The following is a 22,124-nucleotide window of genomic DNA, read 5'->3' on the forward strand; positions in this document are numbered from 1 at the left end:
ATAGGTTAAGCATACCATTTACGATAAAAATAAGCTCTTAAATAAGCTCCTAATTAATCAAAAAGGCTAACGTAATAAATATTAAGAAAGGCAGTCGCTCAAGACGATAATTCCTCCTAGCACGGAGGTACTAGGTTTCCTTATCTAGCGACTTTTATGAATAAATGAGCAAAAAAGCAATCTCAATTCGAGATTGCTTTTTTTAGTAATTAGACACTTTCGACAATGGACCATTTTAATTCGGTATTATAAACGCCGGCAGTAAGATTATTATCATTCATGTGTAACAAAATGCCATTCTCTTTGGCCCAACCGATTGAAGAAACAGCGTTACCTGCACTGGTTGTTTGAATCAATTGATCATTGCCCAAGATATCGTGAGCAACACCGTCTTCCTCAACAAATTGTAAGCTGCCCAAGAGTTTTACATCTTTAGCGTTAGTAAAATCACTGGCTTGTTGAACTCGGACTTCAGCTTGATTCTTATTGCGCCTTTGATCATCGATTTCAACAACATTTTCGGGTTCATTCAAATTGTCGGGACGATAGATGGTTTCATTAGCGGAGAATGGGGTTATTAATCCAAAATCAATGTCTTTAACATTCATCAGAATTTTGTTAGTAGAGTAGGTGATGGCTTCTTCCTCACCACTGCTGCGATAGTCATCAGTACTGGCAACTTGACCGATGACATAAGGAGTTGTGCGTTGGGTGGATTTTTCTTCAACAGCACCGACTGTCGTTGTAACTTGAACAGTGTGACTTTGTTTGGTAGTGAAGCCTAAGTTTTTAACTACTAATTCCTTAGTGCCATCTTTGGAATTAGAAATTATTTCATAATGGTCAGCAGATAATTCTTCATCATCTACAACGACTGAATTTATGGTAGAGCTTTCTCTGATAGGCAAGTGATATGAGCCATTTGACAAGATACCGGTATTGCTGTCGTTAGTTAGTGTAGCAGTTTCAGTGATCTTGTCGCCTTGATTAACGCCGAATAGATGCAGATCGTTATCCAGATCATCGTGATAATCCACGTTAGTCAAACTGTTTTTTACTTTGATATCGGGAGATCCGTCAGGAATAACTGTCAACGTTGCCTTGTTAGTGGTGTAACTCTTATTTAGAACGCCTAATTTAACATTGATAACAGCTTGGTATTTGCTTTGGTTGTCATCCTCCATATTAGTAGGATCAGTTGTTACTGATAGGGCACCATTCACTTCGTCATCCTTATTGATTTGAACTCGTGAGCCATCGGGATTATCGCGGTACCATTTGACGGTATATTCATTAGTTCCACCACTATTGTCACCGCCACCGTCTTCATCATCGCCATCATCATCGATATCATCCAGATCACCTAAGTTACCTTCGATCGAGAAGGTAGCTTTTTCTCCGGCCTTAACCGACTGATCTTCGAGACCTTGACCGACTTGAACGGTCTTAGTTGCTTGGATATCGTCACCAACGGGATTATGAAGGGTAGCAATAACGGTCACGGTTCCGTGAACTTCTGGTTTAGTAACGGCGGTCAGAAGACCGGTATCTTCATCGATCGTCGCTAGAGAAGGATCGTCGACACTCCAAGTAACGTAACCAGTATGATTGGACGGAGTAATATCAGCGTGGGCATAAGTCGAAGTTGTTGCCATATCGAATGACGTACTATAAATATAATTATCATCAGTTCGGATCGTCATTTCTTTACCATCAGTAGGTTCTGGCACAGTATGTACTGCAGCAACGTGGGAATAGATTTTTTTGGCGAGGTAATTCCAAATAAATCCTTGCCACTGAACTTGTAATTGATAATAGGTGGTTTCGTCAGCGTTTTTCCCAGTTACGACGAGATTTTCTTTTGTACCTCCATCTTTTTTACTGACTTCGGTCCACTTTTTATCACCGACTTTGTATTGATACCATTGATATCTGGCACTTCTACCTAATGTCGTTACAGCATACACCGCTGAACGGGCAGAGTCGGTATTCAAAGTAATAGTGTGATCAACGACAACATAATTATCTTCTTTGGGTTGCAAGGCAAAACCGGTCGTAAGCCAAATACCAAAGAATTTTCTAACGTCCTTAGTAGGTTTGTGGTAGTACCCAACATCTTCTGCAGTGGGATCGGTATCGCTGTCAGCGGCACTGACAGGTGAACTTGTAAATTGAAAACAAGTTAATGCCAATAAGAGAGCGAAGATAGTTAGGATAAACTTTTTAAGCCGCATAAATCCTCTCCTCATTTATAAGTTGGTATAAGCTTACCATTATGTATATTGACAAATAATTCATTTTGTACAAAAAGAATTTTGATAATGTGGGTCCAAATATATTCATGAAAGCAAAAAAAGACGATCTCGATTGAGATCGTCTAATTGTCAAAACATCGGATTTAAATTTAAATTAGTCTTTTGAAACTTTTTCTTTCCATGAAGTTGCTGTTTCAGCTAATACTTCGTTCAATTCGTCAATGTTCTTCTTACCTTCAGTGTTCATCCACTTCTTACCGGCTTCTTCACCATCTTTAGCAAATGGTTCTACACCGTTTCTCCATGTGGCACGTCCACAAAGAACACCATTGAACTTAGCACCGGCTTCTTTAGCCATCTTAAGTTCTGTTCTGAATGCTTCAGCAGTAACACCGGCACTCAAGAAGATGTATGGCAAGTTAGTAGCATCTGATTGTTCCTTGAAGTACTTAACTGCTTCTTCTTTAGTATAAACGGCTTCGTTATCACCATTGAATCCTTCAACATAATCAAGGTTAATAGGAACTTCAACCTTCAAGACATCGATCTTGTATTCAGGTTTTGAGAATTCTTTCATTGTTTCGATAACCTTGTGAGGCTTTACCTTAGCATATTCAGCACTCTTAACGTCACCAATTGAGTCATCATATGTAACAAGTTCAACGAATAGAGGAATGTCTTCAGCGGCACATTCTGAACCGATTCTTTCAACAAATGCTTCCTTGTGATCGATGATTGTCTTGTCTTCATCTGGATCGAAGTAGAGCAAGAACTTGATTGAGTCAGCTCCGGCTTCCTTCAAACGACGTACAGACCATTCTGGGATCAAGTCTGGCATTCTACCAGCTTCTGTTGTGTCATATCCTGTCTTTTCGTATGAAACTAGAAGACCTGAACCATCAGCACGTAATTTTGATGCTGGAAGACCATATTCTGGATCTAGAAGAATTGATGATGCATAAGGTGTCAATTCTTTTGAGATAACTTTCTTGAATTCAACGATATCATGTTCGTTGGCTGGCTTGCCTGAAGCTGCGGCTAGCATTTTCTTTAGTGAGCCACGTTGGTCAATAGCAAGTGCGGCGATAACTCCGTTTTTGTCAGACATTTTTTCGAGTGCTGCATATTTATTTGGTGTCATTTAATTCATTCCTCCGATTTTTAAAACAATTTAAATTTAGTAGTTAACTACGTTTACCTTCTCAAAATAATCTTTATATTGATTAATGTCAATGAATCCAGTTTTTTCTTGAAGAGTATTCAAGATTCCAACAGTCATTGCGCGTTTCATAACGTCTTCTGGACTTTCTTGATTTACGATACCAGCGGCAAGACCAGCAACAGTAGAATCACCTGATCCGACAGGGTTAACGGCGTGGATCTTAGGTATGTTTACTTTAAAGAATTTATCGATGTGTTTTACAAAACAACCCTTTGAGCCAAGTGATACTACGATCCAAGGAATATTTTGGAATATTTCTTCGGTTGCTAATTTTTCCTTCAAGTCGTCTAAGTCTTCAACTTCTTTGCCTATAAGTTGAGCTATTTCGTCTTGATTAGGTTTGATCATAAATGGTTTAACATCAGCTTCAAGTGCTAATCTTAAAGCTTCGTTAGAACTGTCTAGAATCACGGGTACGTTATGCTTTGCCGCAACTTTAACCATCTTAGAGTAGAGGGCAGTTGACAAACCTTGAGGTAGACTTCCTGAAATGGTAACTAATGAGAATCCACTTACTTGGTCTTCAAAGTGTTCCAAGAAGCTTTCTTCATCAGATTCAGAAAGGCTAGGACCCGATTCAAGAATTTCTGTTTGATCTCCACCGTCATGCAAAATGGCGATGCAGTTACGTGATTCTTGATTAATTTTCATAAAGGCGTGATCGACTTTATTTTCGTCGAGTTGATTCAAGATATATTGACCGATTGTTCCGCCAATAATACCTGAAGCTGTAACGGGAACATCTAATTGCTTGAGAACTCTAGTAACGTTTAGACCTTTACCACCAGCAGTCTTTGAAACTTCCTTAACACGGTTGACCGTGTCGATCTTCAAATGATCTAGTGGATAAGATATATCAACAGAAGGGTTCATTGTAATTGTAAGAACTGAATTACTCATTTAATTGAGCTCCTTTTTCTACTCTCTAATTAGTCGTGGTAGTAACCTTCGTTCCATAACTTCATTTCGTGGTCATAGAAGTGTGGATTGTCATGTTGTTCTGGATTGTCTGGTTCGAGGGCATCGATCTTAGCAACAAGATCATCATCTTCACCTTTGTATTCAGCAGCAAGGTAAGACTTAACGATATCTTCAGCCAAGTGTTCACCAACAACGGCACCACCAAAACTAATAACATTAGCATTTAGGTGTTCCTTAGCATACTTAGCAGTAGTTGTATCGTTAACTAAAGCAGCACGTACGCCCTTGTTCTTGTCAGCAGCAGTTGAGATACCAACACCAGTACCACAAAGAACAACACCGCAGTCAGCTTTGCCATCACGAACTAAGTTAGCAACACGTAGTCCGTAGATTGGATAGTGAGTTCTTGTGTTATCGTATGTACCAACATCGATAACCTCGTTACCCATAGCTTTTAACATATCTGAAATTTGCATTTTAACATCTGTAACAATATGGTCGTTTCCTAGTGCAATAATCATAAAAATATTCCTCCTGTTATCAAATTGAATTTTTTAATTAGATTAATTTTTCAAGCATATCTAGACGGATTTGGTGACGTCCACCAGCGTAATTTACACCTAAGTATGAATCAACTATTCCTTCAGCCTTCTTAGGTCCAACGATTCCGGCACCCATTGCGATAGCCTTTGCACCATTGTGTTGTGTAGTCATATGAGCAGTATTTTCTTCAACAACGTTAGCTGTTACCATACCGTGGATCTTGTTACTTGCCATTGCTGAACCAGTACCATATTCATCAAACATAACACCACGATCAGCTTTTCCATCAAGGATGTAATGTGAAAGTTCAACTGATGAATCAACGAAATCAGCGGCTGGTTTTTCACTTAGGTCAATAACTTCATAACCCTTGCCTTCGCCTTGTAAGTAACTCTTGATATGTTCCTTCAATTCAAATCCTGCTTTATCTGAAGCTAGTGCAATTTTCATAAATTAATTCCTCCTATTATCATTGATAACTCTTACATATTGTTGATAGTAATCTAAAGTTTCATAAGAAGTGTCCTTATTGGTAATCAGATAATCAACATCATCTAAGCTGTAAAAAGTATAAAAATCATTACGATTGAGCTTATATTTGTCAGCCACAATGTATTTTGTCTGAGAATTGTTTAAAGCAACGCTTTGGATACGGCCTTCTTCGGTATTAGCGGTCATGATCTGTGAGTTCTGGATCCCGTTGACACCTACAAAAGCCTTATCGAATTTCAATCCACTAACAGCATTACTTGCTAAAGCACCTATTAATGTTCCTGATCTGCTTCGGTATATTCCACCAGCTAAGATCAATTCACATTGAACGTCAGCGTTCTTAAAACTTTCAAAGACAGGAATACTTATAGTTACAATCCGCAAAGAATTAACGCCCTTAATATAGGGAGCAATTAATTCTGATGTTGTACCAGGACCGACAAAGACAGTATCAAAATTACGAATCTCATTGGCTGCTAACTTAGCAATTTCCTGTTTTTCCTTTATATGTACTTCTCGCTTCTCAGCGTGTGAAGCTTCTTCTAATGGAGAAACATTAACTTTTTGAGCACCACCATGAATTCGGATCAACTTACCGGATTCGGATAACTCTTCAAGATCTCGGCGTATCGTCATATCGGATACGTTAAGTAGGGAAGTTAAATCATTAACAGTAACGATGTCATTCTTATCCAATTCGGATATTATCTTTAGAAAGCGTTCCTTTTTTAACAAAAGACCACCTCTTTTTGTTTACTATTGTTCGTTACAAACACAATTTAGCATCTATGGTGTTCGTTGTCAATGGTTTTTGTTTACAAAGGTAAAGCCTTTTCATTTGTTATTAATCCCTATTATAGGGAGAAAGTAAGCAAAATCATAAGTTTATCAATAATTGTTGACAATTTTTATGTTAGCGTTTACTATTGTCTTGTAAACAAAAACAAACAACCAATAGGCAGGTGGTGGCATTAATGAGCAATTTGGCTACTGATCCACTATTTAACGAAAATGAAGTGTTCATTTCAAACGCTTCTAATCAGGAAGAGGTTTTTCGTGAAGTAGCTGAGTCTTTATATAAGAGGGATCTAGTAACGGAGGATTTCATTAATAATTTGTTGGAACGTGAAGCTAACTATCCAACTGGGATCGATATGTCAGTTGTATCACCAAAGATACCTAATATCGCAATTCCACATACTGAGAGTGAGTTCGTTAAGACACGAATGATCGTTCCGATTAAATTAAACAATTCGATTTCTTTCCATAATATGATTGATCCATCGAAAGAATTCGATGTTAAGTTCTTGTTCATGATTTTGAATGATGATCCTGAGGGACAATCAAATATTCTCGCTCAAATCATGGACTTCATGGCTCGTACTTCTGAAAACGAGCTGATTTCATTCTTTAAGGCTAGCGATCCTAAGGATATTTATTCATTCTTGAATCGTAAGTTTACGCAATACGCAAAAGATAACAACTAATTAAAGGAGAGTGTTTATTATGTTCAAAATTTTAGCTGCTTGTGGTGCTGGAGTTAACTCAAGTCACCAAATCAAAGATGCATTGGAAGAAGAAATGGGCAAACGTGGTTACAATGTCCAAGCTGATGCCGTTATGGTTAAAGACATCACAGAAGACATGATGAAGGACTACGATTTATTCACACCAATCGCTGCTACTGATTTGGGATTCAAATCTGACGTTCCGGTTGTTGATGCTGGTCCTATCTTGTACAGAATGCCTGCAATGGCTGCACCTGTATACGATGCTGTTGAAAAAGTTATCAAGGAAAGCGGCAAGGGCTAGAGATTAGCCTTCGGCGTTGGATTGAGTTTTATCGCACTATTGGCACCAAGATTCACCGACATAAAATTCTAGGGGGAAACAAATATGTCAGGAATAATTGATTTTGCCAATGCGGTGTTCAAACCCTTAATTGATTTAGGTGCTGCACCTATGATGTTAATCGTTTTGACTATCATCGCATTGATATTCAGAGTTAAGTTTTCTAAGGCTTTGGAGGGTGGTATTAAATTAGCCATCGCTCTTACAGCTATCAGTGCCGTTATTGGATTGTTGACAACAGCCTTCCAAGACGCATTGAACGCCTTTGTTAAATCAACTGGTATTCAACTATCAGTTACTGACTTAGGTTGGGCTCCATTGGCTACAATCACATGGGGTTCTCCATATACTTTGTACTTCTTGTTGATCATGGTTATCGTTAACGTTGTTATGATCGTTATTAACAAGACAAATACATTGGATGTTGATATTTTCGATATCTGGCATCTAGCTTTCGTTGGATTGCTATCAATGTTCTTCGGAGCAAATCTACTTATTGCTACAATCCTTGTTATTTTCATTGGTACTTTGAAGATTATCAACTCAGACTTGATGAAACCTACTTTTAACGATCTACTTCATGCACCAGCTTCAAACCCAATGACAACAACACACATGAACTACATGATGAACCCTATTATCATGGTCTTTGATAAGATCTTTGATGTTATCTTCCCATGGTTAGACAAATTTGACTTCGATGCTGCTGATCTAAATAAGAAGATTGGTTTCTGGGGAAGCAAATTCGCCATTGGTATTTATTTAGGTATCTTTATCGGTTTACTTTCACACCAAGGTGTTAAGGAAATCTTTACACTATCATTTACAGCTGCTTTCTGTTTGGAACTATTCTCACTTATCGGTTCTTGGTTTATTGCCGCTGTTGAACCATTGTCACAAGGTATTACAGACTTTGCTAACAAGAGACTTAAAGGTAGAACTATGAACGTTGGACTTGACTGGCCATTTATCGCCGGACGTGCTGAAATCTGGGCTGCCGCTAACGTTCTTGCTCCTATCATGTTACTTGAATCATTAGTATTACCTGGAAACAAGATTTTACCTCTTGGTGGTATCATCGCCATGGGTGTTACACCAGCCTTGCTAGTTGTTACACGTGGTAAGATTGTTCGTATGATCGTTATCGGTGCTTTGGAACTACCATTGTTCCTATGGGCCGGTACACTATCAGCACCATTCGTTACAGAAACTGCTAAGAAGCTTGGCGCATTCCCTAAGGGTCTTGCATCAGGAACAATGATTTCTCACTCAACAATGGAAGGTCCAGTTGAAAAATTCTTGGCTTACCTTGTTGGTAATGCATCAAAAGGACAAATCACATTTGTACTTTATGCTGCACTTGCATTAGCTGCATACCTATTGATCTTTATCTGGTACGCACATCAAATGAAGAAGAGAAATGCTGCATACGCTGCAGAAGCTGCTGCAAAGTAGTTTAAAATCGCGTAGTCATACAAAAAATATATTTACAAGTTAAGAGTCCTCGTTGAGGGCTCTTTTTTTTGTCCAAAATACAATTGGTATAGTTAGACAATAATGCTTGTATTTTGATAATTGTGATTATTTCGCTCTAACAAAAGTGTGATTTTTGATGATGAAATTAATGTTATATATTCTTTTACAAATTTTAGATTCGAGCATATACTATCACCGTTGATTCCCGTCATATCAACGATACTGGCTGTATATAGACAGATTGTAATTGTCATAATTTAGCTGATAAAAAGCAATATAATATCAATGAATTGAGCTTTAATGAAATTAATAATACATTATTTCACATTGTAATCTTAGGAAGTGATTAATTTGGTATTGGAACATACTCTACTTGAAAGTAGTTATTTATTTAATATCGGTAAATCATTTAGAAGCTATGAATTCCTGGGGTGTCACGTGTTAAACACAGGACTGACTATCTTTAATGTTTGGGCTCCCCATGCCAAATCAGTCGCAGTTGTTGGTGATTTTAACGGCTGGCAAGATACTCCATTGTCCCAAGTAGGTACTACAGGAATTTGGCATGGAGAATTTAAGCAAGTTACACCGGGTTCACTGTATAAGTTTGCGGTGACCGGTCCAGATGGTCAAAGGCATTTAAAAATCGATCCTTATGCACGCAAATTTGAGAAGAAACCAGGTGATGCTGCAGTCGTAGTAAAGCCGATCATTAAAAAATGGCATGACAGTTTGTGGTTAGCACGTCGTAAACGCAGCAATGCTGAAAAACGTCCGATCAATATTTATGAACTACATTTAGGTTCTTGGCGGCGTCATCAAGATGACAGTTATTATAGCTATGTCGAAATTGCAGATGAATTAATTCCTTACCTCAAAAAAATGAACTACACCCATGTTGAATTGATGCCAGTAATGGAACACTTACTAGATGCCTCTTGGGGTTATCAACAATTAGGTTACTTTGCAATAACGAGCCGTTTCGGGGATATCAAGGACTTTTTAGATCTGATCGACAAATTGCATCAAGCTAATATCGGTGTGTTAGTCGATTGGGTACCAGGTCACTTCATTCGTAACTATGATGCGCTTTATCAGTATGATGGTACGCCAACTTATGAATATCAAGATGCTGAACGTGCCAACAATCGTGGCTGGGGAGCTTGGAACTTTGATTTGGGCAAATCACAAGTGCAGAGCTTCTTGATCTCTAGTGCGATGTATTGGCTAGAGTACTGTCATTTAGATGGATTACGAGTAGATTCTGTCTCTAACATGATTTATTTGGACTACGACATTGGCAAAGAAGGTCAAAAGAATGACAGAGGCGATAATCGTAATCTGGAAGGAATTAAGTTCTTACAAAAGTTGAACCAGACTATACATCATGACCATACCGACGTCTTGATGATTGCTGAAGAATCCTCGGCATATAAAGGTGTAACAGCGTCGGTTGCAGATGGTGGTCTAGGTTTTGACTTTAAATGGAATCTAGGTTGGATGCATGATACGTTGAAGTTTTTTGAAATGGATCCGTTATATCGCCGTGATAACTTTGATTTATTAACATTCGCTTTTGTTTATATGTACAATGAAAAATTTATTTTGCCATTCTCACACGATGAAGTGGTTCACGGCAAGAAATCGTTAATGCACAAGATGCCGGGAGATCGTTACAATCAATTCGCTAATTTAAGAACGATGATGACATACTTGATGGTTTTTCCAGGTAAGAAGTTGAACTTCATGGGTTCAGAATGGGGCCAATTCCTCGAGTGGCGTGACTGGAGTCAGTTAGAATGGGTCGATCTAAAAGATACACTTAACAGCAAGATGCAAGAATTCACACAAAAGTTAAATACTGTTTATCGTGATAAGCGGCCGTTATGGGAAGAAGATTATCTTCCTCAAGGGTTGATTTATTCAAATACCGATGATGCAGCTAGTTCAACGATGGGATTCATCCGCCAGGGTAAACGCAAGCGTCAGTTTGTTGTGGCAGCATTTAATTTCGTACCGGTTGAACGAAAAGATTATCGAATCGGAGTTCCTTTTGCAGGTGATTATGAATTGCTGCTGAATACCGAAGATCAAAAGTTCGGCGGCACGTGGACTAAATTGGAAACAAAATTTACAGCTGAAAAGAAATCGTTTCATGGGCAACCTGCAAGCTTCACAGTAACACTCCCAGCGATGGGAGCTTTATTGATTCAACCAACTAAATTGAAGTAGGGGTGAGTCATCATGACAGAAAAGAATGAAATGTTAGCAATTATTTTAGCAGGTGGACAAGGTACACGTTTGGGAAAACTTACTAAGTCCACCGCAAAACCGGCAATACCCTTCGGTGGGCGTTACCGGATCATAGATTTTACTTTGAGTAACTGTGCTAATTCGGGGATCAATAATGTCGGAGTAATAACCCAATACCAACCACTGGAACTCAACGCACATATTGGTAATGGTTCGAGTTGGGGCTTGGATGATCAAAATGGCGGTGTAACGGTGTTACAACCATTTTCTTCCAGTGAGGGGGAGAAGTTCTTTGAAGGAACAGCGCACGCTATCTATCAGAATATCGAATACATTGACCAGCAGAATCCAGAATACCTCTTAGTCTTATCAGGAGATCACATTTACAAGATGGATTATGGAGCTATGCTGGCCTATCACAAGGCTAAGAGAGCCTCATTAACGGTCGGCGTTATTCCAGTGACGATGGAAGAAGCTAAGCGCTTCGGCATGATGAATACTGATGAGACTGATCGCATTATTGAGTTCGAAGAAAAGCCAGAACATCCTAAGAGCAACAAGGCTTCAATGGGAATTTATATTTTCAATTGGCCAACCTTGAGAAACTACCTTACGACTAGTTTTTCAACTAATAAGACCTTGGAAGATTTCGGCAAAAATGTCATTCCCATGTATCTTGCCAATAATGAATCTACTTACGCTTATGCCTTCAATGGTTACTGGCGTGACGTTGGAACGATTCACAGCTTATGGCAAGCCAATATGGAATTTCTTTCACCCCACAATACTTTGAATATTGGTGATCACAACTGGCGGATCAATTCGAAGGCTCAAGTCTTACCGCCGATGTTCTTGACTAATACGAGTAATGTCAACAACTCCATGATCGTGGATAGTTGTTATGTAGCGGGTGAAGTGGATCATTCAATCTTGTCTCAAGGTGTTTCAGTCGGGACTGGCAGTCGAATTGTTGACAGTATGGTCATGCCAGGTGCGACTATCGGCAAGAATGTGGTCATTGATCATGCTTTGATCGGTGAGGAAGCGGTCATCGGTGATGGTGCTGAAATAAAGGGCACTGAAAAAGATATCGCTGTGGTTGGTTACGGCGAAGTTGTGGGGGTTAAGAAATCATGAAACAAAATAGTGTAAGTGCAATTGTTAATTTGGTAGAACCATGGGAAAAGTTAGCCCCCTTAACGCTTAATCGTCCCGTGGGCACGATACCTTTTGGTGGACGTTACCGGTTGTTGGACTTTCCACTTTCGAGTATTACTAACGCTGGGATAAAGAATGTCATGATTGCTTCACCACGTTCAGGACGTTCAGTCTCTGACCACATTAGAAGTGGTAATGATTGGAATCTCGATACGGTTCGAGGTGGACTGTTTAATTTTCCATATAACGATTTGTCATTGCTTGATTCTGAGAAGAAGAAGGCGTTGATACACCACTATTATGACAACGCGATTCTTTTTTTGAAGTGTAGCAATAGCGAATATACCGTCGTTATGGGCACTAGAAATATTTGTAATATCGATCTAAAGGCACTGCTTCGTTATCATCAAGAACGCGACAACAGAGTTACAACGGTCTACAAAAGCGTTATGGCTGACGAGATCAAGCCGACGAACACAGTGCTGCAATTGACAGATAATGGCATGGCAACATCGGTCGTACAAGCTTCAAAGACGATTCCATCTAGTGAAGGTAAATTAGCCAAGGATTTGAATATTTATTTGATGAGTACCGTCGATTTGATCGATATTTTAAATGAAGCTAATAACCGCGGTGACTTGATCAGTTTGGAACGTCTAATGAAACGAGCGGTGATTCAGCACAATGCGAATGCATTTGAGTACACAGGCTTCTTCGCTAATATCCACGATATTTCTAGTTACTACAAAGCCAGTATGTCGATATTAAATGAAGACAATTTTAGAGCATTGTTTTACAGTCAACGTCGGATCTATACAAAAGTAAAAAATGAGATCCCAACTTTCTTTGCCAACAGTTCGCAGGTGAAGGGAACGTTGTGTGGGACCGGAGGCTACATTGAAGGCAAAATCGATAATTCCGTTATTTTTAGAAATGTCTTCATCAACCGTAATAGTTCCATCAAGGATTCGGTCATCATGCAAGGAACGAGGATCGGGGCAGGAACGACGATTGAAAATGCAGTGATCGATAAGAATGTTGTCATTGGTCCGAATCTAGAATTGAAAGGAACACCAGAGAAACCACTGGTAATTGGCAAGGAGAAACGAATTTTTAGGCAAGCGGAGGTTACTAATGAATAAAGTCTTGTTTGCGGCAGCAGAAGCTGCACCATTTTATAAAACAGGTGGTTTAGGTGATGTGAGTTTGGCCTTGCCTAAAGCTCTAGTTAAAGAAAATGTTGATTTAAAAGTAGTGATTCCGTATTACAAAAAACTCTTCCCACAAAAATACGCAGCTGGAATAAAAGAACTAACGTATTTCCAAGTTCAAGTAGGAGAGAAGTCGAAGTATTGTGGGATCAAGACTTTGAAACTGGATAATATCGAATATTACTTGATCGATAATGAAGAATACTTTGGACGCGACAGTATTTATGGCTACTGGGATGACGGCGAGCGTTTCGCCTTTTTCCAATTAGCTATTTGTGAAATGATGGAAAAAATCAACTATATTCCGGATGTGATTCACTGTAACGATTGGCATACGGCGTTTATTCCTGTGTTACTTAAGGATAAATACAATTGGATCAATGCTTATCATCACATCAAAACTGTTTTGACGATCCACAATATCCAATTTCAAGGCGTCTTTGATCCAATCGTCTTGAGTAGTTTGTTTGGAATTGGCATGAATACCTTTGATCACGGAACCGTAGAGTTTTATAACAACGTCAATTTCATGAAGGGTGGGATCTATTGTGCTGATGCAATCACCACTGTCTCACCTAGTTATGCTGAAGAGATCAAAACGCCAGAGTTCGGTGAGAGTTTGGATGGAATCCTTCGTGATAATGCTTATAAATTGCAAGGAATCGTCAACGGAATAGATACCCAAGTTTATGATCCAGCCACTGATCCTAATATTTTGGCTCATTATCATGTGGACGATATCGCTAATAAAGTCAAAGATAAGCACGCACTACAAAAATCGCTTGGACTTCCGCAAGTCGATGTACCAATTTTTGCGGTGGTATCGAGATTGACGCGGCAAAAAGGGATGGATCTCTTGCTCGATGCTTTGAATGATTTTTTGAGGAAGCATGATGCACAGGTGATAGTTCTAGGTACCGGCGAAAGAGATCTGGAAGTCGGCTTCAGAGGCTATCAAATGGCATTTCCAGATAAGTTCGTTGCGGCCATTGAATTCAATGTTAAATTAGCGCAACAAATTTATGCTGGTAGTGATGTCTTCATGATGCCGTCAGCGTTTGAACCGTGCGGACTCTCACAAATGATGGCGATGCGTTATGGCAGCGTGCCACTAGTTCATTCTGTTGGTGGTTTGAAAGATACGGTCAAACCGTATAATCACTTTACTGGCGAAGGTACCGGTTTTGGTTTTGATGATTATCGTCCAGAAGTTCTCGGTAAGACAATGAATGCTGCTTATGATCTGTATAGTAACAATCCTAGAGAATGGAACAAGATCAGATTTCACGGGATGAAACAAGACTTCGGTTGGCAAAAGTCAGCACGAAAATATCGTCAATTATATCAAGAATTGGCCGATTAATTTTCTAACGATTGATGGGAGCTATAAAAATATGAAATTGGATGAAAAAAAGTTTACAAAGGATTTTGTAAGTGAGGTCAAAGCCACCTATGCCATTGATGTCAAGGATTCATCGCCACTAGAGCAGTTGATGGCCTTAGGCAATTTGATCAAGCGTTATGACAGTAGTAATTGGAAAAATACCTCCAAGAAATATCGTCAAAAAGACGATAAACAAGTTTATTATTTTTCAATTGAGTTTTTACCAGGTCGATTGTTAAAATCAAATCTGCTTAATTTGGGAATATTAGATACCGTCAGAGCTGGATTGAGTGAGTTAGGATTGGATTTTGAAAAAATTTGTCGTTCGGAGCCAGATCCAGGTTTAGGTAACGGTGGTTTAGGTCGTTTGGCTGCTTGTTACATGGATTCTATGGCTAGTTTAGGAATGGCAGGCAACGGTAACGGGATTCGTTATCGCTACGGGTTATTCAAACAAGTCTTCATGAACGGTTACCAAGTCGAATTACCTGACGATTGGCTGAGAAATGGTAATGTGTGGGAAATCAGACGTGAAAATCGAGCTTGTGTAGTCAGATTCGGTGGTCATGTCTGGTTACAACCACAGGCGGATGGACATCTACGTCCAGTCTACGATCATACAGATGATGTCTTGGCGGTGCCATATGATGTAGGAATAGTTGGCTATCATAACGGCGTTACAAATACAATGAGATTGTGGTCAGCAGAATTACCACCAAGTGCAGATCAAACTTTCTATTCGCAGGCACAACGTGATCGTATCGACCAGATCACTGAAGTCCTATATCCAGATGATTCGAATGCGGCTGGACGTTCTTTGCGTCTTCGTCAAGAATACTTCTTCTCATCTGCTGGGGTTCAAAGTATCGTTCGTCATTACTTGTTGGATCATTCAACACTCAAGGAGTTTCCACGCAAAGTAGCGATTCATATCAATGACACACATCCTACATTAGTGATCCCTGAATTGATGCGGATCTTACTCGATGAATGCGACTGCCCTTGGGAGAAGGCTTGGCAGATCACTACTGCCACAATGAGTTATACCAATCATACAATTATGCAAGAAGCTTTGGAAACTTGGCCAATCGACATGTTTAAGGGGCTGTTGCCAAGAATCTATCAAATTGTTCAAGAGATCGATCGACGTTATCGTCAAGAGAAGCTACCGATCTTTGGTGAGAATACAGTCGACAAAACCGCACCTTTAGGTAATGGTCAAGTGAGAATGGCTTATTTGGCAGTGATCGGTAGTCACAGTGTCAACGGTGTAGCACCGTTACATACAGAATTACTCAAGAAAGATGTCTTGATGGATCTGTACCGGATTTACCCAGAGCGCTTCAACAATAAGACAAACGGTATTGCTGATCGTCGCTGGTTACAGTTGGCGAATGATCCATTATCGAAGTTGATCGATTCGAAAATCGGCAAAGATTGGCGTTCTAATCCTAAACAGATCCAGACTTTATCCGCCTTTGAAAATGATGACAAATTCCTACAAGACTTGGAGAAGGTCAAAATAGAAAACAAAAAGAATTTGTCCAAATACGTTAAAGATGAATTAGGTATCACGATTGGTACCGATGCAATCTATGATGTGCAGATCAAACGGCTGCATGCCTATAAGCGTCAGTTACTGCACGTATTTGAAATTATCCGTGAATATTTGGATATCAAAGATCATCCACAAAAGAAAGTCATACCGCGAGTGCATATTTTTGGAGCTAAGGCAGCACCGAGTTATCACTACGCCAAATCAGTTATCAAATTGATCAATGCTTTAGCGGACCTGGTCAACAGTGACAAGGACATTGGAAACAAAATCAAAGTAGTCTTCATTCCAAACTATGGTGTTTCTTTAGGTGAGTTAATTATTCCAGCAGCTGATATTAGTGAGCAAATTTCCACAGCCTCCAAAGAAGCTTCAGGTACCAGCAATATGAAATTGATGACGAATGGTGCACTTTCATTAGCTACTATGGATGGAGCTAATATCGATATCGTTCGAGCTGCTGGTAAGGAGAATGAGTATACTTTCGGTTTAACCGCTGACGATGTTTACGGTTATTATCGTCGCGGAGATTATCATTCTAGTGATTTTGCGAATAAAAATCCCGAGTTACAGCGGATCTTAAATACTTTGATCGATGGAACGATTCCGGGGATTTCGACAGAAGGGCATGAAATATACGATTCATTGATCCGTTATAACGATGAATACTTCGTTCTAGCTGACTATGCTGAATATGTACAAAAACAAAAACAAATTAGTCAAGATTTTACCAACCGTAAACAATGGGAACAACGTTCCTTGGCTAATATTGCTGCGTCAGGGACCTTCTCTGCTGATTATGCAGTCGCAAGGTATGGTGAAGATATTTGGCAAGTTCCATATGATCGTATTTTGAAGTAAGGTGGCATTCAATGAGTATCGTTATAGAATATGATTCATTTCAAACAACTGATAAATCTCCCTTTGGTGCGATTGAAAAAGCCAGTAAGGTTAATTTTCAAATCAAAGTTCACGCTAATGATCCAATTAAAAAAGTTATTTTACATGTGGCTCAAGATGGACATTGGGACACTGAACATCAAATTGAAATGACTTTGCAGCAGCCGTTTTACGGGGCAGAGTTTACTCCCAAAAACTCGGGATTGTATTTTTATTATTTCGAAGTTGAGACGGCGATGGATCAATGTTTTTATGGATGTCTTGATGGTGGCTTCGGTGGCGAAGGGATCGTTTATAGCAAACGTTCAGATGTTCAAATGTACCAATTGACGGTTATTGATCACGTTGAACCAATTCCAGGCTGGTATCAGCATGGTTTGGCTTATCAAATCTTTGTTGACCGTTTTAACAATGGTAATGAAGATGGCCACGTTAATAACCCTAAGCCGAATAGTTTTATTTATGGTCGTAAGACTGACTTGCCGATGTACATTCGGAATCAAAAACAAGAAATAATTCGTTGGGACTTTTATGGTGGCAATTTATTAGGAATTGAGAAGAAGTTGCCTTACTTGAAACAACTAGGTGTAACTGTGATTTACTTGAGTCCTATTTTTGAGGCGATGAGCAACCACCGTTATGATACTGGGGATTATCTGAAGATCGATCCGATGCTAGGAACTATAGCTGATTTCGATCACTTGGTTGCGGCTATTCACAGTGCCGGCATGCGCTTGATTCTGGACGGTGTCTTTAATCACGTTGGCGTTAATTCGCGGTATTTCAATCAAAGCGGCTATTACGACACTATCGGTGCGGAACAATCGACCGATAGTCCGTATTATCCTTGGTTCACTTTTAGCAAGTATCCTAAGGAATACGATAGTTGGTGGGGTGTGACCGATTTGCCGACTGTTAATAAGAGCAATCCGGATTTTCAAAAATTTATCTATGGCGGCAAAAATTCAGTCATTGATTATTGGACAGAACGTGGTGTCGATGGTTGGCGGCTGGACGTTGCTGACGAATTGCCAGATGATTTCATTAGAGGCATCCGCCAGGCACTAGACAAATATCCTGACAAAGTTTTGATCGGCGAGGTCTGGGAAGATGCATCGCATAAATTGGCTTACGGTCGACGTCGGCACTACCTCGAAGGTGGCATGTTGCAAGCGGTTATGAATTACCCACTGCGCAGATTGATCATCCGTGTATTGACGGGTGATCTTAAACCGTCAGAGTGGTGGTTGGAATTGATGACCTTGAAAGAGAATTATCCTAAAACAGTCTTCAACTACAATTTCAACAATATTGGTAGTCATGATACCGAACGAATTCTAACCTTGTTGCATGGCAATCGTGATTGGTTGGAGCAGGCTTTTGGATTATTATTCACGTTGCCTGGTGTACCATGTCTTTATTATGGGGATGAAACTGGTTTGACTGGTGGTAAGGATCCGGAGAACCGAGCCTATTTTCCTTGGAATAATCCTGACAAATCCTTACAGGATACTGTTCAAAAGTGGTATCAATGGCGCAAGAATCATTCTTGGATCAATGAAGCTGATTTCTCACCGTTTTATTTGGGTGATTATGGAATTGGTTATACTTATCGTCTGGATAATCGTAAGATTCTAGTGGTTTTGAATACTTCGGCTAATTCGCACAAGATCCAGGCTAATGATTTTATGCTGGATACTGTTCCTTGCCGACTGTGTTGTGAAGTTAGAAATTATTTGATTGGCAAGACTTTGGGTAAGACTGAGATTAAAATCATTGAAGATTTTTAGATTGAATTCCTTTTCCGTTTCCGCTTCCGGTCAGCAGTAATTACATCAGTGGCGGGACCAGTTCGAGCCAAAAAGCGGTCTCGAACTTCGCTTGGCTGCTTTGCATAAACCGCAAATCAGTCAAGACGTCCGTGCTGTAAATGCGGGAAAATCGCCCGCATTAACACCACTTTCGCTACTGATTCCATTACTGCTGACCTCCAGCTAGTTTGATTGTGTAAATAAAAAAATAACGCGTCACGGCAAGATTGTCGTAATGCGTTATTTTAGTTTATAGATTATAAGTATTAGTTATTACTATGCTTTCGGGTAATTACTAATTGAAAAGTAATACAAGATTAGCTGGTGGTGGTCAACAATGGAATCCGCCGTAAAAGTGTTCTTAGCGATTTATCGCCTAGAACACTGGACGACTTTGAAGACTACAGGCTTCAAAGCGAGGTTGAAAACGAAGTTTGAAACCGGTCCACGGCAGATGTAATTGTTGGCCACCATCAGCGGCAGTAACAACAACCAGCAACCAAGCTAATCGTTAAAATTGTTGTTTTCAACATCTTTAATGAAGGTCTTCAAGTGATCGAAGTAAACTGGGGCGTTGTCGATCATATGATGATGTCCACCATTTGGTGTTGTTACTAAGCGTGCGTGTGGAATCTCTTTTTGCATGATCTTAGCTGTTGGGATAGGCATTGTTTCGTGTTCACCAAAAGTGATCAAAGTTGGAACGGTGATTTCTTTTAGATGCTTTCTGAAGTGCCAATCCTTTAATTTACCAGTAATAACAAATTCGTTGTCACCTTGGAAGACGCCATAGACACCAGTAGCAGTAGTGTCGATCAAGTGTCTGATTGAAGTAGGTTGCTTACGGTCGATGTATTCAGCGTTCAACACGTCAACGTAACTTTGATAAGTGGCATCAGAAAGGTTGTTATCAGCTTCGATTTTTTCCATGTATTTAACTTTTTCAGGTCCAAGTGTATCTAAACGACATTGGTTGATGCTCTTTACGTAGTCGTCAATTTCATCGACCATACTTGAGATGATAGCACCTTTTAGGTGTTGACCGTATTTAGCGGCGTACATTTGAACTAGAGCGCCACCCCATGATTGTCCGATTAGATAGAAGTTGTCTAATCCTAGTTTTTGTCTAACTTCTTCAACTTCATCAACGAAGTATTCGTAAGTAAGATACTTGTCAGCGATAGCTGGATCACTGTAATCAGGTTGGTCTGAATACCATGAACCTAATTGATCATACATTGATACTTGTACACCAAGGTCAGCCAGCTCTTCACCGAAGTTTTCGTAGTATTCGTGATTTCCACCAGGTCCGCCGTGTAGGCAAAGTAGTTGGATGTCGCCGTGGCCTTGTGTGTTAGTCCATAGATGGTAGCCGTTATCGAGAGTGATAATAGTTGTGCCTTGTTTCATATAATTTCACCTTCCTGAAAATGTAATATTAATAGTATATAACCTAAATAGAGCTCAATTCAAATATTTTGTAATAATTCTTTAATCAATTTAATTTAAGTATACTATTTGTAAGGATGTTTATTAGATATAGATATCTAACTAAGGTAATATGTCTGGATATAAAAGGACAAAAATTTAGTAAATGAAATTACAAAGATTTGGATAATATTAAAATTATGGTATCGGTTTCTTAAATTCACTAATAACGTTGCTGTTTTATTGATCTAAATCAAACAATTATATAAAAGCCTGTGGTTACAATGTATTATGGTGACTATGTGAGTTAAAATATGATAAAATTTATGTGCTTGGGGGCGATACGATGAAGAGGAGTTTAATCAAGTTTTTGACAGCGGTTGTCTTACTCGGGGGAGTAACGACTGTTGCTGAATACAATTTACCACTGGTATCGACTACGCAAGTTGCACAGGCTTCGTCGAATACCGCAGATTCACAAAATATTTCTTACAATGTATATCAAAGTGGCACTGATAATATCGATGCCAACAGTGCTTATTTCACTAAATCAGCTAAAGTATCTCAAAATAGTGACGGTACTTATAAGGTCACCTTGACGATGAGCCTTCCCAAACTTAAATCATTAACGGTAACGTCAATCGATGGTCAAACACCTAATTCATCTACTTATGATGACAATGGGACAACGTATCAAGATGTTAGTTTTAATGTTAATAGTTTGGACGATTTAAATAATAAAATTTCAGGTACCTTAGAGTCGAAAACCAAAGTATTAGGTGTCGAATTGACTAAGTCTAATGTCGACTTTGCATTTGATACTGCCACAGCTAGTGGCGCCACTAATAATAGAAGTACTCTACTGGACAATCTCAAGACTATCACTGATGAAACCAAATCGGATACTGATACTACTAGTACTCCACCCGTAACATCGAACAAGATCAATTCTTCTAAGAATATTATTATTGAAGATCCTAAATCGAGTACGACGATCTCCAAAAACAGTGATGGGCAAAGCATTACTTACAAGGTAGTCAAAAATGACAAGAGTGATTCAGCGGCCGCAAATTATCTAACTAATACGGCTACGATCACACCTAATAATGATGGAACTTATAATGTTGCAATGACGATCGCTTATAATAAGAAGTTAGGTGATTCAGCAGTTAAGATCAATATGATCAATAACAAGACCGTTGATCCTAAGAATATTTTCAAGTACACCAAGGGTGACAATGATTATTTGAAATTTAATTTCAATATTGATGATTTGGATGATCTGAGCAAGTTGATCCCTGGTCAATTGAGCTTGAACAGTCCTGACTATGGGCTAGATTCGCTGCTTGACTTTAATCTGGACTTCGATGGCTTGTCATCGTTGGATTTATCTAAGCTAGTTAACACATCGGATCTGTCGAATATGTTGAATGACTTGAAGAATCTTTCTGATGATCTGAAGTCACTACAAAATGGGACGGCCTCAGCGGCAACCGATACTAGTTCTGCCAAAGACGTTTCACAGACATTGCCTAAGACTGGAAATGAATCGGGACACGTCTTAACAGCTATCGGTATTACGGTATTGTTGCTCTGGATCATCCTTTTAAAAGGAACATATTTGAAAAATTAAATTAAAATAAAATCGTAATTTGATGATGGAC

Annotated in this window: 18 protein-coding genes; 11 read left to right on the forward strand and 7 right to left on the reverse strand. The window is 39.3% G+C overall.

The window, feature by feature from the left end:
• Window positions 1-209 precede the first annotated feature (209 nt).
• From U8519_RS11700 to U8519_RS11725, 6 genes are all read right to left on the reverse strand, one after another.
• The gene (locus U8519_RS11700; protein ID WP_334330500.1) at window positions 210-2,234 is read right to left on the reverse strand and encodes an Ig-like domain-containing protein; all 2,025 of its coding nucleotides are present in this window, start codon (window positions 2,232-2,234) and stop codon (window positions 210-212) included.
• Window positions 2,235-2,409: 175 nt separating this feature from the next.
• Complete coding sequence (gene lacD / locus U8519_RS11705; protein WP_334330501.1) at window positions 2,410-3,396, reverse strand: tagatose-bisphosphate aldolase; 987 nt, start codon at window positions 3,394-3,396, stop codon at window positions 2,410-2,412.
• Window positions 3,397-3,432: 36 nt separating this feature from the next.
• Complete coding sequence (locus U8519_RS11710) at window positions 3,433-4,377, reverse strand: hexose kinase (protein WP_334330502.1); 945 nt, start codon at window positions 4,375-4,377, stop codon at window positions 3,433-3,435.
• Window positions 4,378-4,406: 29 nt separating this feature from the next.
• On the reverse strand, window positions 4,407-4,919 hold the full coding sequence (gene lacB / locus U8519_RS11715; RefSeq protein WP_334330503.1) for a galactose-6-phosphate isomerase subunit LacB: 513 nt from the start codon (window positions 4,917-4,919) through the stop codon (window positions 4,407-4,409).
• Window positions 4,920-4,956: 37 nt separating this feature from the next.
• Entirely contained in the window at window positions 4,957-5,391 is a 435-nt protein-coding gene (gene lacA, locus U8519_RS11720) for a galactose-6-phosphate isomerase subunit LacA (RefSeq protein ID WP_334330504.1), read from the reverse strand.
• A 3-nt stretch (window positions 5,392-5,394) separates the two neighbouring features.
• Complete coding sequence (locus U8519_RS11725; protein ID WP_334330505.1) at window positions 5,395-6,168, reverse strand: DeoR/GlpR family DNA-binding transcription regulator; 774 nt, start codon at window positions 6,166-6,168, stop codon at window positions 5,395-5,397.
• Window positions 6,169-6,407: 239 nt separating this feature from the next.
• On the opposite strand from U8519_RS11725, the gene U8519_RS11730 reads away from it, so the two are divergent.
• From U8519_RS11730 to U8519_RS11775, 10 genes are all read left to right on the forward strand, one after another.
• Window positions 6,408-6,920, forward strand: coding sequence for a PTS sugar transporter subunit IIA (locus U8519_RS11730; protein ID WP_334330506.1), 513 nt, complete (start codon window positions 6,408-6,410; stop codon window positions 6,918-6,920).
• A 19-nt stretch (window positions 6,921-6,939) separates the two neighbouring features.
• Window positions 6,940-7,245, forward strand: coding sequence for a PTS fructose transporter subunit IIB (locus U8519_RS11735; RefSeq protein WP_334330507.1), 306 nt, complete (start codon window positions 6,940-6,942; stop codon window positions 7,243-7,245).
• 84 nt (window positions 7,246-7,329) lie between these two features.
• Window positions 7,330-8,739, forward strand: a complete 1,410-nt coding sequence (locus U8519_RS11740) for a PTS transporter subunit IIC (protein ID WP_334330508.1) — start codon at window positions 7,330-7,332, stop codon at window positions 8,737-8,739.
• A 366-nt stretch (window positions 8,740-9,105) separates the two neighbouring features.
• Window positions 9,106-10,992 (forward strand): 1,4-alpha-glucan branching protein GlgB, encoded by a 1,887-nt coding sequence (gene glgB, locus U8519_RS11745; RefSeq protein ID WP_442892157.1) that lies wholly within the window; start codon window positions 9,106-9,108, stop codon window positions 10,990-10,992.
• Window positions 10,993-11,022: 30 nt separating this feature from the next.
• A complete protein-coding gene (locus tag U8519_RS11750; RefSeq protein ID WP_334330542.1) occupies window positions 11,023-12,150 on the forward strand; it encodes a glucose-1-phosphate adenylyltransferase in 1,128 nt (375 codons plus the stop codon).
• A complete protein-coding gene (glgD, locus tag U8519_RS11755) occupies window positions 12,147-13,313 on the forward strand; it encodes a glucose-1-phosphate adenylyltransferase subunit GlgD (RefSeq protein WP_334330510.1) in 1,167 nt (388 codons plus the stop codon). Before U8519_RS11750 ends, glgD begins: the two co-directional genes overlap by 4 nt.
• Window positions 13,306-14,745, forward strand: a complete 1,440-nt coding sequence (gene glgA, locus U8519_RS11760) for a glycogen synthase GlgA (protein ID WP_334330511.1) — start codon at window positions 13,306-13,308, stop codon at window positions 14,743-14,745. The genes glgD and glgA overlap by 8 nt, the downstream gene beginning before the upstream one ends.
• Window positions 14,746-14,776: 31 nt before the next feature.
• Complete coding sequence (locus tag U8519_RS11765; RefSeq protein ID WP_334330512.1) at window positions 14,777-17,182, forward strand: glycogen/starch/alpha-glucan phosphorylase; 2,406 nt, start codon at window positions 14,777-14,779, stop codon at window positions 17,180-17,182.
• Window positions 17,183-17,193: 11 nt separating this feature from the next.
• Entirely contained in the window at window positions 17,194-19,011 is a 1,818-nt protein-coding gene (locus tag U8519_RS11770; protein ID WP_442892156.1) for a glycoside hydrolase family 13 protein, read from the forward strand.
• Window positions 19,012-19,369: 358 nt separating this feature from the next.
• Window positions 19,370-19,492, forward strand: a complete 123-nt coding sequence (locus tag U8519_RS11775) for a hypothetical protein (protein WP_334330513.1) — start codon at window positions 19,370-19,372, stop codon at window positions 19,490-19,492.
• Window positions 19,493-19,536: 44 nt separating this feature from the next.
• Here U8519_RS11775 and U8519_RS11780 read toward each other — a convergent pair whose 3' ends face one another.
• Window positions 19,537-20,442 carry a proline-specific peptidase family protein gene (locus U8519_RS11780; RefSeq protein WP_334330514.1) on the reverse strand — a complete coding sequence of 302 codons (906 nt, stop codon included), beginning with the start codon at window positions 20,440-20,442 and terminating at the stop codon, window positions 19,537-19,539.
• Window positions 20,443-20,806: 364 nt separating this feature from the next.
• Here U8519_RS11780 and U8519_RS11785 point away from each other — a divergent pair, with 364 nt between their 5' ends.
• Complete coding sequence (locus U8519_RS11785) at window positions 20,807-22,093, forward strand: LPXTG cell wall anchor domain-containing protein (protein ID WP_334330515.1); 1,287 nt, start codon at window positions 20,807-20,809, stop codon at window positions 22,091-22,093.
• The last annotated feature ends 31 nt before the right edge of the window (window positions 22,094-22,124 follow it).

This window comes from Companilactobacillus sp. HBUAS59699 (assembly GCF_036913575.1).
Lineage (GTDB): Bacteria > Bacillota > Bacilli > Lactobacillales > Lactobacillaceae > Companilactobacillus.

Excerpts from the sequence above, each read along its gene's own strand:
- U8519_RS11700 (WP_334330500.1), bottom strand. The coding sequence starts at position 2,234 with ATGCGGCTTAAAAAGTTTATCCTAACTATCTTCGCTCTCTTATTGGCA.
- lacD (WP_334330501.1), bottom strand. The coding sequence starts at position 3,396 with ATGACACCAAATAAATATGCAGCACTCGAAAAAATGTCTGACAAAAAC.
- U8519_RS11710 (WP_334330502.1), bottom strand. The coding sequence starts at position 4,377 with ATGAGTAATTCAGTTCTTACAATTACAATGAACCCTTCTGTTGATATA.
- lacB (WP_334330503.1), bottom strand. The coding sequence starts at position 4,919 with ATGATTATTGCACTAGGAAACGACCATATTGTTACAGATGTTAAAATG.
- lacA (WP_334330504.1), bottom strand. The coding sequence starts at position 5,391 with ATGAAAATTGCACTAGCTTCAGATAAAGCAGGATTTGAATTGAAGGAA.
- U8519_RS11730 (WP_334330506.1), top strand. The coding sequence starts at position 6,408 with ATGAGCAATTTGGCTACTGATCCACTATTTAACGAAAATGAAGTGTTC.
- U8519_RS11735 (WP_334330507.1), top strand. The coding sequence starts at position 6,940 with ATGTTCAAAATTTTAGCTGCTTGTGGTGCTGGAGTTAACTCAAGTCAC.
- U8519_RS11740 (WP_334330508.1), top strand. The coding sequence starts at position 7,330 with ATGTCAGGAATAATTGATTTTGCCAATGCGGTGTTCAAACCCTTAATT.
- U8519_RS11750 (WP_334330542.1), top strand. The coding sequence starts at position 11,023 with ATGTTAGCAATTATTTTAGCAGGTGGACAAGGTACACGTTTGGGAAAA.
- glgD (WP_334330510.1), top strand. The coding sequence starts at position 12,147 with ATGAAACAAAATAGTGTAAGTGCAATTGTTAATTTGGTAGAACCATGG.
- glgA (WP_334330511.1), top strand. The coding sequence starts at position 13,306 with ATGAATAAAGTCTTGTTTGCGGCAGCAGAAGCTGCACCATTTTATAAA.
- U8519_RS11765 (WP_334330512.1), top strand. The coding sequence starts at position 14,777 with ATGAAATTGGATGAAAAAAAGTTTACAAAGGATTTTGTAAGTGAGGTC.
- U8519_RS11770 (WP_442892156.1), top strand. The coding sequence starts at position 17,194 with ATGAGTATCGTTATAGAATATGATTCATTTCAAACAACTGATAAATCT.
- U8519_RS11775 (WP_334330513.1), top strand. The coding sequence starts at position 19,370 with ATGGAATCCGCCGTAAAAGTGTTCTTAGCGATTTATCGCCTAGAACAC.
- U8519_RS11780 (WP_334330514.1), bottom strand. The coding sequence starts at position 20,442 with ATGAAACAAGGCACAACTATTATCACTCTCGATAACGGCTACCATCTA.
- U8519_RS11785 (WP_334330515.1), top strand. The coding sequence starts at position 20,807 with ATGAAGAGGAGTTTAATCAAGTTTTTGACAGCGGTTGTCTTACTCGGG.